General features: G+C 56.3%; 17 protein-coding genes. 5 read left to right on the top strand and 12 right to left on the bottom strand.

What is annotated here, in order from left to right:
• Positions 1-20: 20 nt before the first annotated feature.
• From DSCA_RS24520 to DSCA_RS24505, 4 genes are all read right to left on the bottom strand, one after another.
• Positions 21-401 carry a P-II family nitrogen regulator gene (locus DSCA_RS24520; RefSeq protein ID WP_155318952.1) on the bottom strand — a complete coding sequence of 127 codons (381 nt, stop codon included), beginning with the start codon at positions 399-401 and terminating at the stop codon, positions 21-23.
• The gene (locus DSCA_RS24515) at positions 398-754 is read right to left on the bottom strand and encodes a P-II family nitrogen regulator (RefSeq protein WP_155318951.1); all 357 of its coding nucleotides are present in this window, start codon (positions 752-754) and stop codon (positions 398-400) included. Before DSCA_RS24515 ends, DSCA_RS24520 begins: the two co-directional genes overlap by 4 nt.
• Positions 755-933: 179 nt before the next feature.
• Positions 934-1758, bottom strand: a complete 825-nt coding sequence (nifH, locus tag DSCA_RS24510) for a nitrogenase iron protein (protein WP_155318950.1) — start codon at positions 1756-1758, stop codon at positions 934-936.
• A gap of 587 nt (positions 1759-2345) precedes the next feature.
• Entirely contained in the window at positions 2346-3917 is a 1572-nt protein-coding gene (locus tag DSCA_RS24505; RefSeq protein WP_155318949.1) for a sigma 54-interacting transcriptional regulator, read from the bottom strand.
• Between the two features lie 377 nt (positions 3918-4294).
• Between DSCA_RS24505 and DSCA_RS24500 the strand changes: the two genes are divergently transcribed.
• Entirely contained in the window at positions 4295-5347 is a 1053-nt protein-coding gene (locus DSCA_RS24500; RefSeq protein WP_155318948.1) for a homocysteine S-methyltransferase family protein, read from the top strand.
• Positions 5348-5444: 97 nt separating this feature from the next.
• Here the strand turns inward: DSCA_RS24500 and DSCA_RS24495 are convergent, their stop codons facing one another.
• Entirely contained in the window at positions 5445-6872 is a 1428-nt protein-coding gene (locus tag DSCA_RS24495; RefSeq protein WP_155318947.1) for a hypothetical protein, read from the bottom strand.
• Positions 6873-7241: 369 nt separating this feature from the next.
• On the bottom strand, positions 7242-7529 hold the full coding sequence (locus tag DSCA_RS24490) for a hypothetical protein (RefSeq protein ID WP_155318946.1): 288 nt from the start codon (positions 7527-7529) through the stop codon (positions 7242-7244).
• 329 nt (positions 7530-7858) lie between these two features.
• Between DSCA_RS24490 and DSCA_RS24485 the strand changes: the two genes are divergently transcribed.
• Positions 7859-8956 (top strand): AAA family ATPase, encoded by a 1098-nt coding sequence (locus DSCA_RS24485; RefSeq protein ID WP_155318945.1) that lies wholly within the window; start codon positions 7859-7861, stop codon positions 8954-8956.
• A 686-nt stretch (positions 8957-9642) separates the two neighbouring features.
• Here the strand turns inward: DSCA_RS24485 and DSCA_RS24475 are convergent.
• Entirely contained in the window at positions 9643-10314 is a 672-nt protein-coding gene (locus DSCA_RS24475) for a CBS domain-containing protein (RefSeq protein WP_155318944.1), read from the bottom strand.
• Between the two features lie 128 nt (positions 10315-10442).
• A complete protein-coding gene (locus DSCA_RS24470; RefSeq protein ID WP_155318943.1) occupies positions 10443-12302 on the bottom strand; it encodes a bifunctional acetyl-CoA hydrolase/transferase family protein/GNAT family N-acetyltransferase in 1860 nt (619 codons plus the stop codon).
• A gap of 1002 nt (positions 12303-13304) precedes the next feature.
• Between DSCA_RS24470 and DSCA_RS24465 the strand changes: the two genes are divergently transcribed.
• Positions 13305-14402: a hydrogenase small subunit gene (locus DSCA_RS24465; RefSeq protein ID WP_155318942.1), complete on the top strand. Its 1098-nt coding sequence runs from the start codon at positions 13305-13307 to the stop codon at positions 14400-14402.
• Positions 14403-15087: 685 nt separating this feature from the next.
• Complete coding sequence (locus tag DSCA_RS24460) at positions 15088-16767, top strand: nickel-dependent hydrogenase large subunit (RefSeq protein ID WP_407924260.1); 1680 nt, start codon at positions 15088-15090, stop codon at positions 16765-16767.
• 619 nt (positions 16768-17386) lie between these two features.
• Here the strand turns inward: DSCA_RS24460 and DSCA_RS24455 are convergent.
• Positions 17387-19342 carry an acetoacetate--CoA ligase gene (locus tag DSCA_RS24455; RefSeq protein ID WP_155318940.1) on the bottom strand — a complete coding sequence of 652 codons (1956 nt, stop codon included), beginning with the start codon at positions 19340-19342 and terminating at the stop codon, positions 17387-17389.
• A gap of 238 nt (positions 19343-19580) precedes the next feature.
• Here DSCA_RS24455 and DSCA_RS24450 point away from each other — a divergent pair, with 238 nt between their 5' ends.
• Positions 19581-20450, top strand: a complete 870-nt coding sequence (locus tag DSCA_RS24450) for a radical SAM protein (protein ID WP_155318939.1) — start codon at positions 19581-19583, stop codon at positions 20448-20450.
• Between the two features lies 1 nt (position 20451).
• Here DSCA_RS24450 and DSCA_RS24445 read toward each other — a convergent pair whose 3' ends face one another.
• Genes DSCA_RS24445 through DSCA_RS24435 form a run of 3 tightly spaced genes read right to left on the bottom strand, consistent with a single transcriptional unit; the run spans position 20452 to position 24025 of the window.
• On the bottom strand, positions 20452-21429 hold the full coding sequence (locus DSCA_RS24445) for an ABC transporter ATP-binding protein (RefSeq protein ID WP_155318938.1): 978 nt from the start codon (positions 21427-21429) through the stop codon (positions 20452-20454).
• Positions 21430-21438: 9 nt separating this feature from the next.
• Positions 21439-22431, bottom strand: coding sequence for an ABC transporter ATP-binding protein (locus DSCA_RS24440; RefSeq protein WP_155318937.1), 993 nt, complete (start codon positions 22429-22431; stop codon positions 21439-21441).
• 13 nt (positions 22432-22444) lie between these two features.
• Positions 22445-24025: an amidohydrolase gene (locus tag DSCA_RS24435; protein ID WP_167527939.1), complete on the bottom strand. Its 1581-nt coding sequence runs from the start codon at positions 24023-24025 to the stop codon at positions 22445-22447.
• Positions 24026-24090: the final 65 nt, after the last annotated feature.

The following is a 24090-nucleotide window of genomic DNA, read 5'->3' as shown; positions in this document are numbered from 1 at the left end:
TGCCGTTTCCGGAATAACACTTATCCTTCGTCCAGGGTGTCTTCTCCTCTCTCCCCGGTGCGCACCCGGACTGCTTCCTGGCAGGGAAAAACGAAAATCATTCCGTCTCCCGATTTGCCGGTCTGGTTGGTCCTGATAATCGTCTTCACCGCCTTTTGAACCAGATCGTCGTTGACCACCATCAGCAGGGCACGCTTGGGAATGAGCCGATGGCTCTGGCCCAGCTGGGCGATGGCCTCTTCATAGCCGTGTTCAGCGCCATGAAGCAGTTGCATGTCAATAATGCCCTTGCCGCGCCCCAAAGCCTCCCGAGCGGTTATGGATCCCAGGCCGGCTTCGGCCAGTGCCAGTTTGGTCCGGTTCATCATGTTCATTCGCACGATGGCAATCAACTCTTTCATATCTGCACCTCTTCGGTCTTCCCGTCGGCGGTCTCCCTGATGCCGGAACTGATGGTGTAGGCCTCTTCCACGGGCACAATGAAGATTCGGCCGTCGCCGAAGGCGCCCTTGTCGCCGGTACGGGCGGCCTTGATAATGGTATTGATGGCAAACTCCCTGTCGCTGTCCTTGACCACGGTGAGAAGCATCTCCTTGGGGATTTCGTCGTAGGTGATTTCACCGATCTTGATCCCGCGCTGCTTGCCGCGCCCCACCACGGACATTTTGGTTACACCGGGGAATCCGGCCTCCATGAGGGCCGCCAGCACGTTGTCAACCTTTTCAGGACGGACAATGGAACGAATCATAATCATGGTATTTTTTCTCCTGTCAGCTCTTTTTAAATTGGTAGTGGTCAATCAGAAATGGTAGATTTTGGTTCAGGCCAAGGCCGCAGCGAGGTTGAAACCGCAGGCGTAGCAGCGCTACGTCGAGGATTTCAGCCGAACGAGAACGCCGGTCTGGGCCAAAAGATGCCGTTTCTGGTTGATCATCAGGCGGCTATGCCATAATCAATCAACAGCTTTTCCAGCTCTTCGATCGCCAGCGGCGTAGGGATGACGCGCATTTCATTGGCGTCGATCTTTTTCGCCAGGGTCCGGTACTCCTCCGCCTGGGTGTGGGAGGCCTCAAATTCGATGACGGTCTGGCGGTTGATCTCGGCGCGCTGGACCATATTTTCGCGGGGCACGAAGTGAATCATCTGGGTACCGAGCTTGTCCGCCAGCGCCAGGATCATCTCCTGTTCGTTGTCCACCTTGCGGCTGTTGCAGATCAGGCCACCCAACCGGACACCGCCGGCCTCTGCAAATTTGACAATGCCCTTGCAGATATTGTTGGCCGCATACATGGCCATCATCTCACCGGAAACGACGATATAGATCTCCTGGGCTTTGCCTTCCCGGATGGGCATGGCAAAGCCGCCGCAGACCACATCCCCCAGCACATCGTAAAAAACGTAATCCAGTTCTTCGCTGTCGGCGTATGCGCCCAATTGCTCAAGCAGGTTGATGGAAGTAATGATACCGCGGCCGGCACAGCCGACGCCCGGCTCGGGGCCGCCTGATTCAGTGCACATGGTGCCGCCATACCCCTGTTTGCGCACATCTTCAAGCTCCACGTCTTCGCCTTCTTCCCTGAGGGTGTCCAGGACGGTTCTCTGGGCCAGTCCGTTAAGGAGCAGCCGCGTGGAGTCGGCCTTGGGGTCGCAGCCGACGACCATGACCTTCTTGCCCATTTCCGCCAGGCCCGCCACCGTATTCTGGGTCGTGGTGGATTTACCGATTCCGCCTTTGCCGTAGATTGCCACTTTTCTCATCTTTCAATTCCTTTGTCTGCCGGGGTTATATTGCTGTTGTCCTGATCCGCTTGAGGACAGACAGAGCAACCGATGTGCCATAGAAGCAGATTAATCGGCGGCGGCGGACAACCTATTGATAAAATTATTACTTATTTTAACGTTTGTAGTTTACGCACGTTCACTTTTTCTAACCTTTGGCAACCCCTATCTACAATCCTGTAGATGTCGGACCTACAATAATGTAGATGCAGTCTGACGGTTCGGATCCCACGTTTTACTCCGGATGCCGATGAGATTCGGCGCTTGATCCTGCGAATCGGGATTATCCCATGGAAAGGATGCGGAATGCCGCTGGAGCATGAAAAAGCCGGCTGACTTCAACTGGCCCGGGAAAGCAGTCGAAAGAAAAAGGGGGAGTGTTCTTACGGGGTGGAAAGTATAGTACTCCTATTCATAAATACGGAGCCATTCGATTGCCCAGTCATCCAGTTTCGTCGCGTTGCTCGGCGGGTGAATTGCTTTGGCCATTTCTCGCTCCTCGAGCCATGCGATGCAGGCGATTCGACCCACTGTGTGTGTGTCACCCCACTTATGAACACGGGTACTTAGTTGGAGAGATTTTTAAATTGCATGTTGCGTTGTTTATTTTCCCGGATGATCCCGTCCAGTTTGAATTTTTTGACCCGGTAGCCCATCTGCCTGAGGGTTAAGCCGATCTCCCGGGCCGCTTTCTGCTGCACCCAGTTATTGCGCGCCAGGGATTCCAGCAGGGTTTTCCGCTCCATGAGCTCCAGCCGGGAGGCGGTGGTCGCCGGCGGCAGGTCATAACCGGCGGGCCCCCTGCTGTTGAACAGATACGCCGGCAGCATGGAGGTCGGGATGCAGCTGGTTTCCGCCATGATGGCCACGCGTTCGATGAGGTTTTCCAGTTCACGCACATTTCCCGGCCAGTGATAAGCGGACAGCACGTCCATGCATTCTGAAGAAAAACGAAACCGGCGGCCGTACTCCCTGGCCGTTTTTTCAATAAAATAATCCACCAGCAGGGGCAGGTCTTCCTTGCGCCGGCACAGCGGCGGGATGGCAATCGGAAAAACGTTCAACCGGTAAAAGAGATCCGACCGGAATCGCCCCTCGTCCACAGCCAGATCCAGATCGATGTTGGTGGCGGCGATAATGCGCACGTCCACCTTCCGCGTCTGGGTGCTGCCCAGTCGCTCGAACTCCCGCTCCTGCAGGAATCGCAGCAGCTTGGCCTGAACCGGCATGGGCAATTCACCGACTTCGTCCAGGAAAACGGTCCCGCTGTCCGCTTCTTCCAGGCGCCCTTTTTTGAGCTGAGTGGCCCCGGTAAAGGCGCCTTTTTCATGACCGAACAGCTCCGATTCGATCAGATTGTCCGGAAGTGCGGCGCAGTTCACCTTGGCAAAGGGGTTGCGGCGGCGGTGGCTCAATTCGTGAACGATCCGGGCCGTGAGTGTTTTTCCGGTGCCCGATTCACCGAGCAGAAGTACCGATGCCCTGCTGGGTGCAACTTTGCGGATCATCTTCTTCAGCCGCTGCATGACCGGACTGACGCCCACCGCAAAAAAGTGATTGTATTTGGCGGACACCTCGGCCCTCAGACTGCGATTTTCCGTAAGCAGGTGCGCTTCACGCCGTTCCACCTTGCGATTGAGCTGGACGAACTGGGCCATCAGCGCCGCTACGATGGTCAGGAAACGGATGTCTTCCTTGAAATCCACTTCAGGACCGAAAAGCCGGTCTACGCTGAGCACACCGGCGGGTTCGTTGTTCAGCAGGATGGGAACGCCGATAAAGGCCAGGCTGTTTTTGGTCAGGGTGCGGGCCTGGGTGCGATTCAGAAAAAGCGGTTCTTTACCGATATCGGGAACCGCAAAGGGTTGGGCGGTTTCGAAGATCGAACCGGTAACGCCTTCGCCGGGCTGATAAATACCTCTTTTCTGGGCGACGGGATCCAGACCGTGGGAGGCAATGATTCTGAGCAGTCCGGTGTCCCTGTCCTTCAAGGTGATCGTGCCGCGCTCCATGGAAAGTTTCCTGGAGAGAATCTCGAGGATAGACATCAGGGTGGAATCCAGATCAAGGACCCCACCAATTTTCTGGCTGATGGCGTAGAGTGTCTTTAACTCCAGTTCAAAAATTTTGTTTTCCATAGAACCATGTTTGAATGCGGTTAACCGTATCGGCGGGTCCACACGTTTCATGTTTGTTCGCAAGCAATGGGGACTCACGTCAGATGAATCCGTACCCCATAGAAACGATTCAACATATGTGCCAGGGTCGGAATCGATTAACGGAAACGATAACCATCCGTATTTTTATTGTTTATGAAAATTCAGGCATCCGACACACACCGCGAATAAAAGACATAATTGTCATTACAAATCTACATTCAAACGTTTATGTAAGTTATAAATGAATTGCCAATAAAAGATATCGTTTGCACAACTATCTGAAATTGCATACTGTCAGTCAGTGAAGCAAACCCGGATACCCCACCCTGAGAAACCAACCATACACGGAGAACCCCATGACCGAACCCAACCGGAACCTTATGGGAAGACTCGATGCGGGGACCGTATTGGTCGCCGAAGGCTATATTTTCGAACTGGAACGCAGGGGGGTTCTCAAAGCGGGCCCTTTCGTTCCCGAGGCGGTACTCAAGTATCCGGACGTGGTCCAGGGCCTGCACCGTGAATTCGTGCGGGCGGGAACCGACGTGGTCGTGGCGTGCACCTATTACGCCCACCGGTCGAAACTGCAGTCCATCGGCATCGAAAACGCCCTGGAAGAGATGAATGTCAAGGCCATCGAACTGGCCGTTGAAGCCGCCCGCGAAACCGGGGCGCTCGTGGCGGGGAATATCTGCAACACCTGGGAGTATGATCCGTCCGACATGCAGGCGTCGGAAGCCAGGGTCAGACGCATTTTCGGTGAGCAGGTTCAATGGGCCAAGGCAGGGGGAGCGGATTTCATCATTGCCGAGACCTTCACCCATTTCGGCGAAGCCCTGCTGAGCCTGGAAGAGATCAAAGCGACTGACATGCCAGCGGTGGTCACCTTCAGCCCGGTGGCACCGGTCACCTGCGATGGGTTTTCTCTGGCCGAGGCCTGCAAACGGCTGGAAGACAATGGATGCGACGTGGTCGGGCTCAATTGCGGCCGGGGGCCGGCAACCATGCTGCCGCTCCTCCGGGAGATCCGCCAGTCGGTGACCGGCCATGTGGCGGCCCTGCCGGTGCCCTACCGCACTCACGACCGGCAGCCCTGCTTTTTCGATCTGCGGGGCGAGGACGGCAAAAACGGCTTTCCCGTCGCGCTGGACCCCTTTTTGTTAAGCCGCTTTGAAATGGCGGATTTCGCCGTCGCGGCCAGGGACATGGGCATCAATTACATCGGCATCTGCTGCGGGGCCGGCCCTCACCACGTGCGCGCCATGGCCGAAGCGCTGGGCCGCCTGGTTCCGGCCAGTGAGTACTCTCCCGACATCGGCCTGCACCCCATCTTCGGCGACCAGCAGGTTCAGCGGCAAAATTTTGTGGAGTGCCTGTATGGGCCGGTGCCGGAAGTACGGGAAAAGTAAAGGTCCTGAAACAGGCGGCTATGCGCTGGTTTGCCTTAGAAAAATGCGACAGCCCCATTTAACGTATCGCGGCTTGGTTATCTCTAAGGCATCGTCGCTACAACGGCTCTCCGGAGCCCCCACCAAACCAATTGGCGATGCTGGCAAACCACGAACCATTGTCGACCCGGGGAGTGTCCATAAGGACCCATTCTATTAGATTCGCGAAAGTCACATCGTTGGAGCCTGCTTGGACAGATACATATGCTTCCCAATCCATTGTGCCACTCTCGGGAATAGACCATTTCGTGTCCCAGCCATCAGCCTCATGCAGCGCAGGCATGAAAAATTCGATCTCGGAGAGTTCGTCCAACCAGCCCTTGGTGGTGTAACAAGCGGTAACATAATTGATGCCGTTGCCGGAAACCTCGTACTGGACCGTGTAGCCGATCGCTCCAGCATAAGCGTTTGCCACCAAACCCGGTAACAGATATCCTGTCGAGGTATCTGTTGCGAGTGTTCCGTCAAATACGCCCGGTGGGGTTACGGTCAGATTGCCAGCCATATCGAAGCCCTGGAAATAATAAATGGTGCTGTCTTCGATAGGCTCAAGAGAAAGCTCCACAATATAAAGATCTTCCTGCCAATCGACATCCGACGTGAATGCGAATGGCAACCCCTTGTAATAGAGCTCCTTTGGATCGCCGGAAGAAATGCTGGTATAACCAAGGCTGGCCATCGTTCCATTGGCTGTAAGCAGATAGACTTCACCGTCATCGAGTTTGTGCACACTGTCGACAGATATCGTGTATTGATCCGATAACTGGATCAAATCAACTGGATCAAGCGATACATCGATGCTTTGACCGCCCGTGGGTTCAGCTTGAAGTTCCATATCATGCCTGGCGAAAAGATGGGTTGGCAAGGCCGTGTAGTCCTCCGAGCGGGTAACCACAAGATCGTAAGTGCCTGGATCGAAAGAGAACATGGTGCTGCCATCCATACTCATTCCGGTCTCTTCGTCGGCTACAAAGATATTGGCCAAGTAGCCATAATCGATTCCAGAAATTGTAACTCCAAGGTCAGCACTTTCATCATCAGACAAGAATGAGCTGATGTTGAGTTCCGGCGATTCATCGACAGTTGACTGCAAAGCCAATAAAGTCACCTGCTGTGAGGATGCATCAGCATGCAATGCCACTAAGGAGTAACGGCCTTCCGAGTTAGTGACATAAGTTCCGGTCGTTGTGTCATCGAACCTGAATATTTGGGTTTCGGGGGTTTGGATTTCCTGCCATTGACCGTCGCCATCCCGAAAACCGAACCATTCGGCGTCTGTCAATACGTCAGCAGGCGAAGTGCTGGAATCGGAACCACCACAACCGCCTGTCAGGAACAGCACGAATAGACATAAAAAAAAGACCGTCCCGGATGGTCCCAAACCCCAAAAGCAACCTCGCCGCCAGATATTGCCGTGGGAAGTCGCCGAAGCCCCGAAAGATGAGTTCGCGTTTGCTCGCTTGGGATGTGGATGATTGCTGATCATTTGATGCCTCCTCAGATTTTTCATAACGAATTGAGCGGTTACATGCAGAACAGACCCTCTGTTCATTCTGTTAATGAACTGTTTGGCCCTTCTCTTTTGGCCACATGTGGTTTCTGAAGTGTCTAAACCGGCAGGCTTTTTTAATACGCCATAGAAAAATTGGGACGTTGTGAAGTGATGGAGCAATTCATGCGCTCTGAACATGATACACACTATGTCACGCTGCTATCGGTCATCAATACTCTGCAATTTGAGAATATCGGCTGTATAGAGTAAAGCTTGAGTATTTTATTCCATGAGCTTATTACGTTGAATGAGAAAAAATATTGTTATGCGAAAATTTTAATTAGTTAGGCTTGACGAATAACGTTATTTGTTCTCAAAATACATTTCGCGCGAACCTTTCGGGAATCGTTGAAAGACCAAAGCACGAAACCGCTTCGCGGCAACTTTAGCACCCGTTGACCTATTACCTTGGGAAAAGTAATTGTTTTTGTAATCCTTGAGGTGGACCACCTGCTGGCTGGGATCGACGGGGCGTGTATCGCTCATTGCGACAATTACGGCAGCGTCCATTTGGAAGACGACCTTTAAGCGGCCACGGATCTTTCGCAGCGGGTCGATGTTGGCGGCGAGTTTCCGGCCGGGCAATGCCATGGTTGCGGTAGCTTGGCCTACAGGTTGAGACATTCTAAAGGAGGATCAAATGGCGGTTGCGGAAGAAACTAATGGAGGCGCTGGTGAGGCTGGTGCGATGGGACAGATGGATTCGCTACTTCCCAATATCTTGGACCGGCTATATACAGCCGGCGGGCTTTCCGAGTGGTAAGCGGACCGGTTCGTCAAATCGATTTCTGAGCCGATTGGCTCTTTGGCGCATATGCAGAAAAGAACGGGTTGACCGGTCTGTGATGTGTGTTATTATATTGCCAATGTAATATTTTACATTATCGATGCCTCACTAATAGCGAATTTTGGAGCTCCTCATGAAAAACCCGTTCGTGGTTACCGGTGTGGTAGATGATCCGTCTTTTTGCAATCGGCAGCACGAGCAGACCGAGCTTGCCAGGCACATCGAAAACTCGCAAAATATTCTTCTTTATTCCCACCGAAGGTACGGCAAAACCTCGCTGATCCTAAAGGTGTTGAGGAACCTTCGCCATGTCGACCCACTCTATGTTGATCTGTACGGCACAACCAGCGTCGAAGGGTTTATCAAGGCCTTAATCAAAGGCGCCAGCATCCTTGAACCAAAAAGCAGTCGCTTCATAAACCTCATCCGTGAAACCATCTCCGGCCTCTCCATCTCCTTTGGTTTTGATCCAATCAGCCAAACTCCCAACATCGGCGCGTCTTTTGAACGTCAACCGGCTGCCGTGGATATCGAGGCCGTTTTCCAGCTGATCCGGAAAGTGACTCGCGAGAAAAAAATCGTGATCGCCTTTGACGAGTTCCAGGAGGTCGCCGGTTATGGATCCGATACGTTTGAAAAGGATCTACGAAAAAGCATCCAGCACCATGACAACGTTTCTTATATCTTTGCCGGAAGCCAACGCCACATTTTGACGCTGATGTTCAACGATACGAAAAGAGCCTTCTATCAGATGGCTATTCACATGCCGCTGGACCGGATTTCTACGGTGGATTATGTCGATTGGGTCAAAGATCTTTATGGTCAGGCGGGAAAAACGATTGACGAAATGGCCATTCGGGATGTTGTCGCCAGATGCGAGAACCACCCGAAATATGTACAGGAGTTTTTCTATACCCTCTGGTCGGCCAGGAAAATCGGAACGGAAGCGATCAACGCCGTTGAAAACACAATTATTGAAAAGCGATCTGTCGAGTTCATGAATGTCTGGGATTCGCTTTCCCTGAACCAGAAAAAGGCGCTGAAACTGGTCGCGGCCACCGGAGGCGCACAATTGTTTTCGGCGGCCAACCTTGATAGATTCAAACTGAAGACTGCATCACAGGTGGTTGCGGCCATGAAGGTTCTTGAGCAAAGAGAGTTGGTAAGCAAAAACGGCGAATATCGAATTTTCGATCCGGTGTTTCGCAAATGGGTCAAGCGGTTCGTGTAAAGTATTTCCTGCCAAAGCATGACAGACGTAAAAGAAACTCTCAAATCGAGAAATTCAACTCAAATACCCTGGACTTGAGGCCAAGGATCCCAACTGATCGCAACAACATCGTCCGGTTATATAACCTGGCGACAAAGAGCGTGCGAGAGAGCGTGGCACGCCATCCGGTGATTTTGAGAGCCAAACCCCGATCGATTGCGCTGGTACCGAAAATGGTGCCCGTGCAGTCGAAGCTGTGCGCGATCGGATATCAGACGGAGTGATTTTTTGAATTATTGCGTCCCCTATCTGCATTCATGAGATAGAATATAATTGAGAGACATCGGGTCCGTCAAACCCCATCCCCCCAGTGCTTGAGGATGTAATTTCATGGTGGAGAAGCAAATTCAACCATGTGTGCTGGCGCAGGAACTGCGGCAACCAAGCAGAAATGGTCGCTACCTGCTCCCTCGAAGAGGATCAGGTAGCCGACGATACGCTGAAACCAATAGTGTCGGCCAAGGCGGCCAAGGACGAGGGGAAGACTGAATATCATGCCGTCTGACGCCACTGCGGTTGTGAGGCGGATATCTGGCTGGATGTATAGGCGCGCACCGGGTCCGCCTCCCCTCAATCGACCGATTCCGGACGTCCTTTGGCCGGTAACAGGCGAAGTATAATTGCAGCGGGGCAGATGCCCCATCGAATCAGGCGGCCCGTTCGGCATACCATTCGATTGGGTCCAAAACATCGTAGCCCATATTGGTGAGCTTCTGCTTGAGGTGGGTGACATTCTTGGCGAACAGATAGGGGAAAACCGCTTCTTTTCCAGGGCGCCAGCCTCGGTAAACCAGAATGGAACCGAAGGCGATATTTTCGGTAATGATGGCGTGGACGATGTTCTCGATTTCCTCCGGTTTTTCGTCGATCACGACACCCAGCAGCGCTCCTGGCTCCTTGATTCCCAACACATCGATGAATGCGTTCAACAGATCCCGGTCCGACACGATCCCCACAACCTTAAAGTGTTCATCCACCACCGGAAAAGCACCTACCCGCGTCTTCTCGACAAGCAACAGGGCGTCTTGAATCGTAGAGGCAAGCGAAATGGAAACCGGATCCTTGGTCATGATGTCCTGAACAAGAATCCCCGTGGCGGTATCCGTTTCATCGTCAGTCGGGCCCTGGTTCCGGCCGACCGATGACGGCATGGCACTTCGGATGTCACGATCCGTGATGATGCCGATAAGAACCCGGTCCGGTTGGGTGACCGGCAAATGGCGAATGCGGTACCGGACCATCAGCCTTTTCGCATGAACAATGTCGTCATTCACGTTTACCGTAACCACGTCCTTGGTCATGAATTTGTTGATAAACATGCTGCACCTTCCTTTCTCGACGGGAGCGGGGGAACGTCGCTGATTCATCCGTTCCTTTACGGTGTGCCCACCGTTGCTGGTTGGACGTATTCCTGACCACCCTCGCTGTCCTTATACATTGGCGCCACTCATGGGGATCCATCGTCAGCCGTGTCAAACGGAATCGTGACATGATAGACGCCGCTTTCCATCTCTCTGAGGACGGGCAAGCCACTTTTGTGGAAAACTTTCATCATTGCAGTGTTGGACAGCAACACATCCGCCCAGAATCCTTTGACGCCTCGCTCTTTGGCCAGTCTGACAAGTAGGTTGAAAACATATGTGGAAATACCGATACGCTGGTAGGCTTCGTCGACCACGAATGCGACTTCGGCCCATTGGCCGTCGGGATCCAAAAGGTATCGTGCTTCGGATACAATCACCCCTTCTCCGGGCTTTCCATCCACCCCGACGATGGACATGATGGTGCTCCAATCCACATTGACGTAGGCCTGCATACGGGCATGGGGCATTGCCTTGAGAGACGAAAAATAGCGGTAGTAGACGGCTTCATCCGAAAAACGGTAGAAAAGCCGCCGCATTTTTTCTTCATCTGACGGCCGGATCGGCCGGAACCGGAGTTCGACTCTACTTTTGAACTGCTGACGCTCGTTAATGTGCGCGGGATAACAGCGATCGCTTTCCGGAAAGTAGATCTGGTCGGTATAGAGAATATTCTTTTGCTTGGCGGTGGCAATCAAACCGGCGCGGTCTTCGGGATGGGCGATTTCGATCATCGCCTGGGCGCGTTCCCGAAGGGTGAGCCCTTTGAGGTAGGCAACGCCGTATTCCGTGACCACGTAATCCACGCCCTCCCTGAAATCGAAGCTGTTTTTATGATCTTTGATGAAAACGGTAATATTGGTGCGTCCCCGGTGATCGCGGCTGGGAAGCCCGAAGATGGTGTAGCCACCCTCTGAAAACTGGGCGCCACTGATAAAAGCGAGCACTTCGGCCGGGCCAGCGGCAATGTGGCCCAAACCGGTGTGAAGGGAGATCCTGCCGGTAATATCCGCCCGTTTCGCAGAAATGATGGCGACGAAACGAGGGTTACGACCGATGCTCAACGGGTCGAAGACCTTGTCCACCGGCTGGAATTCGACGCTCGGATTCTGATCCAGCCATTTTAGCAGATCCGCCGTACCGCAGGCATAGGAGGTGATGGATTTCCTTCGAAACAGTTCTTTGTGCCGGTTGGTCACGGCACCGCTTTTTACCAGATCCATGAGCGCATCGCTGAAAAAAGGCGAATGGACGCCCAGATCCCGTTTGCCGGCCAATGCAAGGCTGACGGCTTCGAACAGGCTCCCCATGGAAAAGGCGATGCAGCTTTTGTCGTCAACCAGAGGCGCGATATTGACGGCAATCTTGTGGTTGACGGGCTCGACCGGCCAGCGTTCAAAGTACACCGGGGGTTCCTCCGACGGCACCAGCATGTCGAACTCGGTGATTCGGACGAAGGTGTCCCCCAATGTTCGCGGTATACGGTCGTTGATTTCTCCGACCACAAAATCAGCCTGCTCCATCGCCAGGCGGGCGGCGTCCACCGATACCCCCAAACTGCTGTAGCCATCCTTGTCCGGGGGAGTGATCTGAACGAAGACGGCATCCACCTGGACCTTGCGGGATTCCAGTAGTCCCGGAATGCGAAACGGATGGCACGGAATCAGGTCTACATGGCCAGAAGCGATGGCCTCGTCGGCCACCCATCCGGAAAAAAATGTTTTCAATCTGAATTTCTGGTTCTGTAGGTTTCTCAGGGAGATGGCGTCGGCAAGACTAAGAATCTGGATCAACTCCAAGTCCTGGAGGTTGGCGCTTTGTACCGCCATCAGATGCTTCACCAAGGTACGCGGCTCTGCCGCACCGGTGGAAAGGAAGACGCTCATCCCCGGTCGCATCCGTTCAAGAACCGCGTTGGGGGAAACCAACTTTTGTCTCCAGTCCATAGCCGCCTCCTACGGTTATGAAAGAGGTCGAGGACGAAGGGAGCACAGACGCCCTCCGGATTGGTCCGGCATTGTGCGTTCGATCCAAGTGATCGCAGAGTATGATGGCATGCACACGGTTACCCATCGTAGCGGTGACAGCAAATGGGATCGTGCAGCGAAGCGCGTAACAGAAATGCTATCGGTGGTGAAATTTCAACCGGAGGAATCTTTCTAAAAATCATAGCATATGTATGGCCCCCGTCAAGCAGATTGTCTTACTGAACCAGGCATTTACTCAATTGACATCGCTTCCCGGAAAACCTATTGTTCGAGTACGAGATCAGTGAGAGCGTTCAATTGACAGATTTGTGATCGTCTCCCTGCCTGCCACCAGTTAAGTCGATGAACTGTGCGGTTTCAATCAAGTTTCATCCGCCTCCTAACCCACCGAATTGTCAGCGCCACATCCGAACGAAAAAGTTGGATGAGTTGAGCGGCCAACAGGCAACCGGCCCGTTTTCAAGGGCAGCGGGTCAGAAGGGATGGTTGCATTTTCACGGTTGCTCAGTTTATGAATCCCCTCATAACGGTTGCCAACCCCGTCCTTAGTCCATCTGACCCGTTCCTCCATTCACCGACGTAACGCCATGTTCCTTCCCGGCCCAATTAGCAGGATATTGCACTTCTTATGTGAAAAATTTTGATAACGATGCCGATCGTCAAGCCAGACTATTGCCGCAATCAGCCTCATCCCAATGCCCCCCGGAAAATCCAACACCCGGCTTAAAGCTATTAAAAACAGTAATTAATACACCATCAAAAAAAAGGAACGCTCGACCTCGCATCGAACGCACCACCTGGTACTAATTTTGTATGGACGGCGTAGAGTAAATAATAAATTGGGTCGACACAGATAACACTGGCCACGATGATTGAGGCATTCACGCTGTAGGACAGTTGCCGACACCCACATTGGACGTCACCTGAGATTGGCTTCTCAGATGAGTGAAAGGAGAAACGATGTTTTCCAACGAGATTTCGAGGCGGGCGTTTCTTAAATACTGCGGCGGCATTGCCGCGACATTGGGACTGTCTACCACCATGGTTCCCAAGATCGCAGAGGCCTTGACCAGCGACGGACGGCCACCTGTCGTTTGGCTCCACTTTGCCGAGTGCACCGGCTGCAGCGAGGCCTTTTTGAGGGCGACCGACCCGGGGGTCGCGGATATCCTGTTTGACGTGCTGAACGTCACCTATCACGAAACCATCCAGGCCGCCTGCGGGGAAAAGGCTGAGCACAACCGCGACCAGACCGTAGCCAACCATGCCGGAGAGTTCATCTGCATCGTGGAAGGGGCCATTCCGACAGCGGACAATGGCGTCTATGGCATGATTGGCGGTCGCACGATGCTCGACATTGCCCAGACCATCATCCCCCAGGCCAGGTACACCATCGCATTGGGTACGTGCGCGGCTTACGGCGGGCTTCCCGCGGCAGCGCCCAACCCCACCGGCGCCATGGGCGTAAAGGACGCCATCGGTGTAGATACGATCAACATCACCGGCTGCCCGCCCCACCCCATGAATCTGGTATCCTGCATCACCAGCTACCTGCTCAACAACCAGATGCCCCCCCTGCGTACAGACGGACGCCCCACCTTCTGCCATGGCAGCACCATTCACTCCAGCTGCACGGTTCCCCACGCCTGCATGCAGGGCTATAACTGTAAAGGCCCGAACACATATAACAACTGCCATACAGCATTATACAATCAGGAGTCCTGGTGCGTTCAGGCCGAGCATCAGTGCATCGGCTGTTCGGAGCCCGGTTTCTGGGACTCCAATGCCCCCTTCTACAATCCGATGTGGATGTCCATGTTCAGTACCTATCGACCCACGGCCGTACCCCACGAAGACCAGAAAACGGCATCCTGCACCCGCTGCCATGGGTCAGGTATTTTTGAAGAAGAGGAGTCTTACCAGGAGGATCCCAGACGATTCCAGCAGGCCATGCATCATGAACACAACGTCAGACTGTCGACGAATCAGGGATGCGCCAACTGTCACCCCGAAGCACCAGGCGGGACGACCACTGGGGGAAGTTATCATGACGACTGAAGCCACCTGTACTCACCTTTTTCATCGATAAACGAGGAAACACGATATGCCTAAGCCAACTAAAGATAACACCGACCCCGTTGCCATCGAGACCAGCGAATCCGCCATTTCGGTCCCCCAAGGCGGCCAAGCGACCTTCAACGTGAGGCTGGCTGCCAGACCGTCCAGCACCGTGGCGGTTAACGTGATCCGCGCTGGCGGAGACACGGACATCACCATCGTCTCCGGGGAATCTCTGATATTCAATAAAGCCCGGTTCAATCAATGGAAGACAGTGACCCTGGCCGCGGCGCAGGACGCCGACACCGTTGACGGCACGGCCACATTCCGTCTTTACGGTGAGGGGCTGCAATCGGCAGAAATCGTCGCCACCGAAGTGGATGATGATCAGGCCGCACCAGCGTATCAGATTGTGACCGATCGCGACGCCCTTACCGTAAACGAAGGGGCAACCGCGGTTTTCAACGTGAAACTGAGTGCCGATCCGGGCCAGATCGTTCCGGTTACCGTTGGCCACCAGTCCGGCGATACGGACATTACAGTGGCATCCGGAAACACCTATTATTTCGATTCTTCCAGCTGGAATGTTGGTCAGCCGGTTACCTTAGCCGCGGCTGAAGACGACGACACGGCCAACGGTCAGGCCGTATTCGCCGTCTCGGCACCCGCTGCCGAAACGGTCTACGTGACCGCCACCGAACAGGACGCCGGTGGGGGCAGCACCACCAATCGGGTGGTCATCGATCCGGTATCGCGCATCGAAGGGCATCTGCGAGTGGAAGTGGAGGTCAGCGGGGGAACCGTATCGAAGGCCTGGTCGTCTGCCACCCTGTTCCGTGGCATCGAGAAAATCCTGGCCGGCCGCGATCCGCGTGACGCTCCGCTCATCACCCAGCGGCTTTGCGGCGTCTGCACCTATGTGCATCAGCTCTGCTCGGTGCGCGCCATCGAGAACGCCATCGGCACGCTGGTCCCGGACAACGCCTGCCTCGTACGCAACCTGACGCTCGGCGCCCAGTTCATGCACGACCACATCGTACACTTTTATCACCTGCACGGCCTCGACTGGGTGGACATCACCAGCGCCCTGTCGGCCAACGCGGGTGCAACCGAAGCCTTGGCGCACAGCGTGTCACCGGATGCAGATCCGATCGACTTCGCTGCGGTAAAGTCCCGTCTGCAAGGCATGGTCGACACCGGCAATCTGGGCCCTTTTGCCAACGCGTATTGGGGCCATTCCGATTACAAACTGAGCCCCGAGGAAAACCTGCTGGTCACCGCCCACTACCTTTCCGCCCTGGATCTTCAGATCGTGGCCGCGCGCATGATGGCCATCCTGGGCGGCAAGAACCCCCATCCCCAATCCACCATCGTGGGCGGTGTGACCTGTGGCGGCGAGCTGTCACCCGACAGGCTGGCCACCTTCCGTACCTATCTGGAACAGACACGCCGCTTCGTGGATACCGTTTACATGCCGGACCTCAAGGTGGTGGCCGCGCGCTATCCCGAATGGGTGGACATTGGCGGTTTCACCAATTTTCTGGCCTGCGGCGAGTTCCCCCAGGTTCCAGATGGAGGACTGTTCATGCCAGCGGGTGTCATTCTCAATGGTGATATCCTGAATGTACAGCCCCTGAATGAAGCCGCCATTACCGAGCACGTGGCCCGCTCCTGGTATTCGGGCACTTCGGATCTGCACCCGCTCAACGGAGAAACCAACCCGGCGTTCACGGGTCTCGACGTCAATGACCGCTACTCATGGTTCAAGGCGCCCCGCTACGACGGAGCTGCCATGGAAGTCGGGCCGCTCGCACGCGTGCTCATCGGCTATGGCCTCGGGAAGCCCGAGTTCGTTACTGTCGTCCAAAACTTCTTGTTGGATACCGGCCTGTCTGAAGCGGATCTGATCTCCACGCTGGGCCGCACCGCAGCCCGGGCTCTGGAAACGGTCATTGTCGGTAACGGTATGGTTAGCTGGCTGGATCAGCTGGAAAACAATCTGCAATCGGGTGACAAGGCGATCTACTGGGATTATGCAATGATTTCCGATTCCGGACGTGGATTCCTCGAAGCACCCCGCGGCGCCTTGGGCCACTGGATCGACATCGACAACAGCACCACCAGCCGTTATCAGATGGTGGTGCCGACCACCTGGAATTTAGGGCCGCGAAGCGTGGATAGCGTCGACGCAAGCAAAAGCATTCCCGGGCCGATGGAACAGGCATTGGTCGGCGTTCCGGTCGCAGACCCGGCAAATCCGGTGGAAATCCTGCGGGTCATCCACTCCTTCGACCCTTGCATTGCCTGTGGTGTGCATGTAATTGATGTTGACCAAGATAAAACATATGATGTCAAGGTCATATAGGCTGCACTGATTGGGAAAAAGCCATAAATGATGTGGCAGAGCCTCTGTTCATCAGAGCAGCGGGAAAACAGAAGCAAAAAAGGCGATGCCGGCGACACCACCTGGTAGCCGGCCTTTTCCAATTCATGCCCATAAAGGTCGCAGATCACCCGCCAGGAGACAAGCCCAACCGTCGATCAGAACCAGATGGAAACATATGTCAATCGACGAAAATCAATAGGTGGGGTGAATTAAAGGAATGATAGGGATTCTTGAATCCTTTGGGAATTAAACGGAATGAAATGGGAATGAGACCCACGACATAATCAAACCGGCAACATAACTGCTATAAAGAGCCATACGAGAAAAAAGATGGCCGATCACAACCCATAGTGTTGGGCCCTTTCCGATGATCAGTTGGTTTTCAAATTGCTGTCACAGGAGAAAAACGAGCGCAGGGTCCGTTGCCCCCTGGTGCTCGTCAACGCATCAGCGGTTTTGACCAGTTCAACAGGGGCCAGATGATCCCAAATTATCAAGAATAGTCCTGGCTCGCATTCCTGAATTTTTCAATTCAAGCATTTGGCAGGCTGACCGGGCCGGGGGCGAACGCTTCATCTGAAATTTCCGCCCCACGCCCTCAATCTTCCTGCAGTTCGGCAATACCGGCGAAGCAATCCAGGGCCTCGGGATTTCTCAGTGCGTCCTTGTTTTTGACCGCCTGGTTGTGAATCACCTTCTTCACCGCCAGTTCCACTTTTTTCATGTTCAGGGTATAGGGGATGTCAGGCACCGGGATGATCTTGGCGGGCACGTGGCGCGGCGAGGCATGTTCGCGGATGGCCTTTCGGATCTTATTCTTCAGGTCGCCGGTGAGCGCGACCCCCGGGGCCAGCCGGACAAACAGGATCACGCGCACGTCGTTTTTCCATTTCTGCCCCACCACCACGCTGTCCTCGATCTCCTCCAGCTGTTCCACCTGCCGGTAGAGCTCGGCCGTACCGATGCGCACGCCGCCGGGATTCAAGGTGGCGTCGGAGCGGCCGTGCATCACCACACCGCCGTGCTCGGTGATTACAATGTAATCTCCGTGGCGCCAGATGCCCGGGTAGACATCGAAATAGGCGTCATGGTATTTTTTCCCGTCCGGATCGTTCCAGAAGTATATGGGCATCGAAGGAAAGGGCGCCGCGCAGACCAGCTCCCCCTCCTGGCCCACCACGGGTTTTCCCGCATCGTCAAAGGCAAACACCTTCATGGCCAGCCCCCTGCACTGAAGCTCGCCGGCATAGACCGGCCCCATGGGGTTGCCCAGGGCGAAACAGCCGTTGAGGTCCGTACCGCCGGCGATGGAGGCCAGCTGGAGGTCGGATTTGATGGCCTCGTAGACGAACTCGAAGCTTTCGATGGACAGGGGCGACCCGGTGGAGAGCACGGCCCGCAAGTGAGAAAGGTCGAAGTCCTCACCCGGCCGTACACCGGCAGCCTGAAGCGCGGCCAGGTACCCGGCGCTGGTGCCGAATACGGTGATCTTCTCATCCTGGGCCATCTGCCAAAGGGTCCTCGGAGAAGGATGGAAGGGGTTGCCGTCGTAGAGCACCAGGGTGGCGCCGGTGGCCAGGCTGCTGACCAGCCAGTTCCACATCATCCACCCGCAGGTGGTGAAGTAGAAGATGGTGTCCTCGCGCGTGAGGTCGGTATGCAGGATCAGTTCTTTGAGGTGGTGCACCAGGATGCCGCCGGCGCTCTGCACCATGCACTTGGGCAGGCCGGTGGTGCCAGACGAGTACATGACGTAGAGCGGATGATCGAAGGGCAACTGGGCGAATTCGATTTCCAGACCGTCGGCCGTCGACTTGAAATCGTCGATCATGACGGCGCTGGGGATGGCGCTGATATCCGGTGTGCGGCTGACGTAGGGGATCACGACCAGCCGCTCCACCGACGGAATCCGGCCGATGATGTCTGCGATGCGCGCCAGGGAGTCAATCGGCTTCCCCTTGAAGAAATAGCCGTCGGCCGTGAAGATCACCCGGGGTTTGATCTGGCCGAAGCGGTCCAGGACCCCCTTGATGCCGAAATCCGGCGAACAGGAAGACCAGGCCGCGCCCAATGAGGCCGCCGCCAGCATGGCGATGATCGATTCGGGCATGTTGGGAACGAAGCCGGCCACCCGGTCGCCGGGCCTCACCCCGGCCTCTTTGAGGGCGCTGGCCACCCGTGCCACCTCGTCATACAGCCCGGCATAGGTCAGGGTCCGTCGCACCCGGTCTTCCCCCCGGAAAATCAGGGCCGGACGGTGGTCGCGGAAGCGCAGCAGATTCTCGGCAAAATTGAGGCGGGTCCCCTCGAACCAGCGGGCACCCGGCATCCGGCCGGCATCGTCAACCACCGCCGAACAGGAGGCCGAGGCCTTGATGCCGGCAAATTCCCACATCTCCTTCCAGAACTCGGAGATGTGGTCAACGGACCACTGGTAGAGGCCGCCGTAATCGTCAAAAGATGTCCCGTAGCGCCTGTTGACCCGCGTCATGAACCGGTACATGCTGGTGGACTGGATCTGGGTTTCGGACGGTTGCCACAAAAGTCTGCTCATGCCTGAGTCTCCTCTCTGCAACACAATGGGGAAATAGGGGTAAATGATAAATACGACGAGAGTTTCCGCCGGTGGATACCAGCAAGGGAAATGAAAAATCAGGCCTCACCGGCGGCTCGCAGACAAGAATTTTGGGTTGATTTTTTCATATCAAAACGGTCCATCATTGACAATCCCGGAAAACACACGCAAATTGTAGCCTGTCGGACGTACCGTTAAAATCCAGGAGCTTTATCTTATGCACTACGAAGGCAACATCATCCGCCCCCCCAGTGAGGCCAACAGCATCCTGCTCCAGGTCACCGTGGGCTGCTCACGCAACAAGTGCACCTTCTGCGGAGCCTACCAGGGGGAGCGGTTCAAGATCAAATCCGATGAGATTATCATGGCGGATATCGCCTTTGCCGCCACCCACTGCCAGCGCCAGCGGCGCATATTTCTCTGTGACGGCGACGCCCTGATCATCCCCCAGAAGCGGCTGCTTAAGATTCTCACCGAAATCCGCCGGCAGCTTCCCTGGGTAACCCGGGTAGGGGTATACGCCAATGCCAAAAGCCTGAACATGAAAACCCCGGACGAACTCAGGCAGCTGCGTGAAAACGGATTGGGGATCGCCTATATGGGTCTTGAGACCGGGGACGATGTCACCCTCAAGGCCATCAACAAGGGGGCCACGGCCCAACAGATGATCGACATGGGCCGAAAAGCCCGGGCCGCCGGCATCAAGCTCTCCATCACCGTGCTGCTGGGACTGGCCGGCCGGGAGCGCTCCCAGGTCCACGCCCGGGAGACCGGCCGTGTGCTGTCCGCCATCGACCCGGAGTATGTGGGCGCCCTGAGCCTGATGCTGATTCCCGGCACCCCCATGCACGACGACTACCAGGCCGGACGCTTCGAGCTCATCGAGCCGGACGAAATGCTGGCCGAACTGCGCACCATGATCGCCGAGACCCACCAGACCCAGGGTCTTTTTCACGCCAACCACGCCTCCAACTACCTGCCCATCCGGGCTCGCATGCCCAAGGAAAAAGCCAGGACCCTGGACCTGATTGATGCGGCGCTGGACGGCAGGGTGGCGCTGCGGCCGGAGTGGATGCGGGCGCTTTGATTCAGTACAGGTGGCAGGCCACCTGATGTGCGTCACCCACCGGTCCGAGTTGCGGTTCGATTTGATCGCAGCCGTCGAATTTACGGGGACAGCGGGGATGAAAGGCACACCCCGAGGGGGGCCGTCGGGGGCTGGGGACGTCGCCGCTCAAAATGATCCGATTGCGATTGATTCGCGGGTCGGCAACGGGAATGGCCGAGAGCAGGGCCTGCGTATAGGGATGGCGGGGGTTGGTATACAGATCGGCGTAAGGCGCCGTCTCGACCACCTTTCCCAGGTACATGACGGCGATGCGGTCCGAGATGTGTTCCACCACCGCCAGATCATGGGCGATGATGATGTAAGATAGATCGAACTCTTCCTGCAGATCCAGGAGCAGGTTGATGATCTGGGCCTGAATGGACACATCCAGGGCCGACACCGGCTCATCGCCGATGATCAGCACCGGGTCCAGGGAGAGCGCCCGGGCGATGCCGATGCGCTGGCGCTGCCCGCCGCTGAATTCGTGGGGGTACCGGCTGCCCTGTTCAGGGGAAAGCCCGACTTTTTCCAGCAGGTAGGCAATCCGGTCTTTTCTTTCGCCGGGGGTATACCCCCCGTGAATCCTCATGGGCACGTCCAGAATCTGGTTCAGGCTGCTGCGTGGATTCAGCGAGGAATACGGGTCCTGGAAAATGATCTGCATCTCTTTTCGCAGGGCCAGCCGCTCGGCGTTGGACAACAGGGATCGATTCGAAATGTCCTTGCCCCGGAAGGTGATTTTTCCGGCGGTCGGGTCCACCAGATTCAGGACTGCCATCCCGGCGGTGGTCTTGCCGCAGCCGCTCTCGCCGACGATACCCAGGGTTTCCCCCTTGTCCAGGGTCAGGCTGATGCCGTTCACGGCGTAGACATAGCGCCGGGTTCGGGAAAAAAAGCGCTTGCCGACCGGGAAATGCACCTTCAGGTCCTTGACGTCAAGTAAGGGTTCCGCGGACATGAACGCTCCTTATTCCTTTTGCCACAACCGGCATCTGACACGGCGCCCGGAATCCGGACCGCCCAGCTGAACCAGCGGCACCGGCGCCTGCCTGCAGATGGCCATCACATCGGGGCATCGCGGCGCAAAACAGCAGCCTGCGGGCAAATCGTAGAGGCTGGGGACCATGCCGGTGATTTCCCGGAGCCGATGACGCCCTTTAACGGCACGGGCCCCCAGTTTGGGCATCGAACGCAAAAGGGCGCGGGTGTAAGGATGGCTGGGCGCTTCGAAAATCGAGAACACGTCACCCGTCTCCACGACCTGTCCCGCATACATGACCACTACCCGCTGAGCCATTTCCGCCACGACCCCCAGGTCGTGCGTGATCATCAAGATTCCGGCTTTGACCTTCTCCTTCAACCGGAGCATCAGGTCGATCACCTGGGCCTGTATGGTCACATCCAGCGCGGTGGTGGGCTCGTCCGCAATCAGGAGCTCCGGATTACAGGCCAGGGCCATGGCGATCATGACCCGCTGGCGCATGCCGCCGGAAAGCTGGTGGGGATATTCGCCGGCGCGTTTGGCCGGGGAAGGGATGCGGACCCGATCCAGCATATCCACGGATCGCTTCCGGCTCTCGCTGCGGTTCATTCCCCGGTGCCGGATGAACATCTCCGCAATCTGATCGCCGACCGTATACAGCGGGTTGAGCGAGGTCATGGGTTCCTGGAAAATCATGGAGATCCGGTTTCCGCGTATGTCCTGCATCTCTTTTTCCGGCAGGCGGAGCAGGTCGCTGCCGCCAAAACGGATGGCGCCGCCCGTTATTTTCCCGGGAGGCCGGATCAGGCGCATCACCGACAGGGCCGTCACGCTTTTGCCCGAACCGGACTCACCGACGATGCCCAGGGTTTCTCCTTTTTCCATGGTGAAAGAAACCCCGTCCACCGCCGTGGCGACCCCGTCCACCGAGGCAAATACGGTCCGCAGCCGGTCTATTTCCAGAAGCTGGTCACCCATTGGTCGTCACGATTCACCTTTGCTGAAAAACAATCTCTCCCTGCACAATGGTCATCTCGGCTTCTGTGGAGAGCCATTCGTCCGGGCCCAGATCGAACAGATTGTGCCGCAAAACGGTCATGTCCGCCCATTTTCCCGGCGTCAGGGTGCCCAGCAGCGCCCCCCTGCCGGATGTCAGGGCCGGCTGGACCGTAAATCCGTGGATCCCCTGGGCCAGGGTCAGCCGCTGGTCGGGATACCAGCCGCCCTCGGGGTCGCCATCGACGGTCTGGCGGGTCACCGCCGCATGGAGCCCGAAACGGAAATCAATGGGCTCGATGGGGCAGTCGGAACCGAACTGGGTGCCGATACCGGCATCCAGGATGGTTTTCCAGGCGTACCCATTGATGCAGCGCTGGCCCCACAGCCGCTGCGCCGCGGGCCAGTCGGTGGGAACGAACACCGGCTGCACCGAAGCGACCACCCCCAGGTCGTTGAATCGGCGCACATCATCGGGGCGGCAGACCTGGATGTGCTCGATGCGGTCCGGCAGGCGGCCGGGACCGGTTTTCCTGGCCCGGGCGATGGCGTCAAGGGAATGGGTGACCGCCTTGTCGCCGATGGCATGGATGGCCACGCTCCAGCCGAGCGAACAGGCATATGCCACCCGTTCGTCAAGCACCGCCGGCTCCAGGAAGGGGATGCCGAAGTCGGTCGGATCGTCTTCGTAGGGGTCGTGCATCAGGGCGGTTTTCGCGCCCATGGATCCGTCCGCAAACAATTTGGCGTGGCCGAACCAGAGACGGTCGCTTCCGGATCCGGGGGTGATGCCGCGCCGCGCCACCGCATCCAGTTCATCACCCTGGAACAGGTGGTAAAGACGCATTTTCAAGCGACCTTCTTTTTCCAGCGCAGCGGCCGCTTCCCACTCGGCGAGGGATTCCATGGTATGGACCCCGGTAAAGCCGAGGCGCAGCGCCTCTTCCTGTGCCGAAAGCAGGGCGGCTTTGCGGGCTTCCAGGGCAGGTGCGGGAATATGGTCCTGAATCAGGTTCCGGGCCTCGCGGATCAGGCCGGTGGGATGCCCGGAACCGGGCTCCCGGTCAATCTTGCCGCCCGGTGGTTCCGGCGATGCCGCGGTTAGCCCGGCCACGTCCAGCGCCCGGGTATTCACCCATATGGAATGGCAGCAGGCCCGCACCATCATGACCGGGTGGTCCGGGGTGATATCATCCAGGTCGCTGCGGTCGGGCTCCCGGTTGTCGGTCCACTGGTTGTGGTTCCACCCCATACCGACGATCCATTGTCCCGGCGGCGTCTGCGACACGGCCGACCGGATTTTTTCCCGGCACTCGGCAATGGAGGAAAGCCCCTTGAGGCTCACCCAGCCGAGGCTCTGCCCCAGACGGTTGAAATGGGTGTGGGAATCCGTAAATCCCGGTGTAATCAGCCGTCCGGGCAGTTCCAGCACCGGACCGGCCGGGGCGCAGGCGTTTCGCACCTGGGCATTGGTGCCGACGGCCGCAATCTTGCCGTCCCTCACCGCAATGGCTTCGGCCCGTGGCCGGGATGGGTCGCAGGTGAAAATATCCGAGGAGTAGATGGTGAAGTTCATAGGCATGCCTCTGTTTGATCGTTATGTTCGATTAACACGTAAACAATCGCATTCCAGACGGCTTC

This window comes from Desulfosarcina alkanivorans (assembly GCF_009688945.1).
Classification (GTDB): Bacteria; Desulfobacterota; Desulfobacteria; order Desulfobacterales; family Desulfosarcinaceae; genus Desulfosarcina; species Desulfosarcina alkanivorans.
The sequence above is the reverse complement of the archived record's forward strand: the minus strand, read 5'-3'. Positions and strand labels throughout refer to the sequence as shown.

Coding starts and splice junctions, on each gene's coding strand:
- DSCA_RS24520 (WP_155318952.1), bottom strand. CDS start 401: ATGAAAGAGTTGATTGCCATCGTGCGAATGAACATGATGAACCGGACC.
- DSCA_RS24515 (WP_155318951.1), bottom strand. CDS start 754: ATGATTATGATTCGTTCCATTGTCCGTCCTGAAAAGGTTGACAACGTG.
- nifH (WP_155318950.1), bottom strand. CDS start 1,758: ATGAGAAAAGTGGCAATCTACGGCAAAGGCGGAATCGGTAAATCCACC.
- DSCA_RS24505 (WP_155318949.1), bottom strand. CDS start 3,917: ATGGAAAACAAAATTTTTGAACTGGAGTTAAAGACACTCTACGCCATC.
- DSCA_RS24500 (WP_155318948.1), top strand. CDS start 4,295: ATGACCGAACCCAACCGGAACCTTATGGGAAGACTCGATGCGGGGACC.
- DSCA_RS24495 (WP_155318947.1), bottom strand. CDS start 6,872: ATGATCAGCAATCATCCACATCCCAAGCGAGCAAACGCGAACTCATCT.
- DSCA_RS24490 (WP_155318946.1), bottom strand. CDS start 7,529: ATGGCATTGCCCGGCCGGAAACTCGCCGCCAACATCGACCCGCTGCGA.
- DSCA_RS24485 (WP_155318945.1), top strand. CDS start 7,859: ATGAAAAACCCGTTCGTGGTTACCGGTGTGGTAGATGATCCGTCTTTT.
- DSCA_RS24475 (WP_155318944.1), bottom strand. CDS start 10,314: ATGTTTATCAACAAATTCATGACCAAGGACGTGGTTACGGTAAACGTG.
- DSCA_RS24470 (WP_155318943.1), bottom strand. CDS start 12,302: ATGGACTGGAGACAAAAGTTGGTTTCCCCCAACGCGGTTCTTGAACGG.
- DSCA_RS24465 (WP_155318942.1), top strand. CDS start 13,305: ATGTTTTCCAACGAGATTTCGAGGCGGGCGTTTCTTAAATACTGCGGC.
- DSCA_RS24455 (WP_155318940.1), bottom strand. CDS start 19,342: ATGAGCAGACTTTTGTGGCAACCGTCCGAAACCCAGATCCAGTCCACC.
- DSCA_RS24450 (WP_155318939.1), top strand. CDS start 19,581: ATGCACTACGAAGGCAACATCATCCGCCCCCCCAGTGAGGCCAACAGC.
- DSCA_RS24445 (WP_155318938.1), bottom strand. CDS start 21,429: ATGTCCGCGGAACCCTTACTTGACGTCAAGGACCTGAAGGTGCATTTC.
- DSCA_RS24440 (WP_155318937.1), bottom strand. CDS start 22,431: ATGGGTGACCAGCTTCTGGAAATAGACCGGCTGCGGACCGTATTTGCC.
- DSCA_RS24435 (WP_167527939.1), bottom strand. CDS start 24,025: ATGAACTTCACCATCTACTCCTCGGATATTTTCACCTGCGACCCATCC.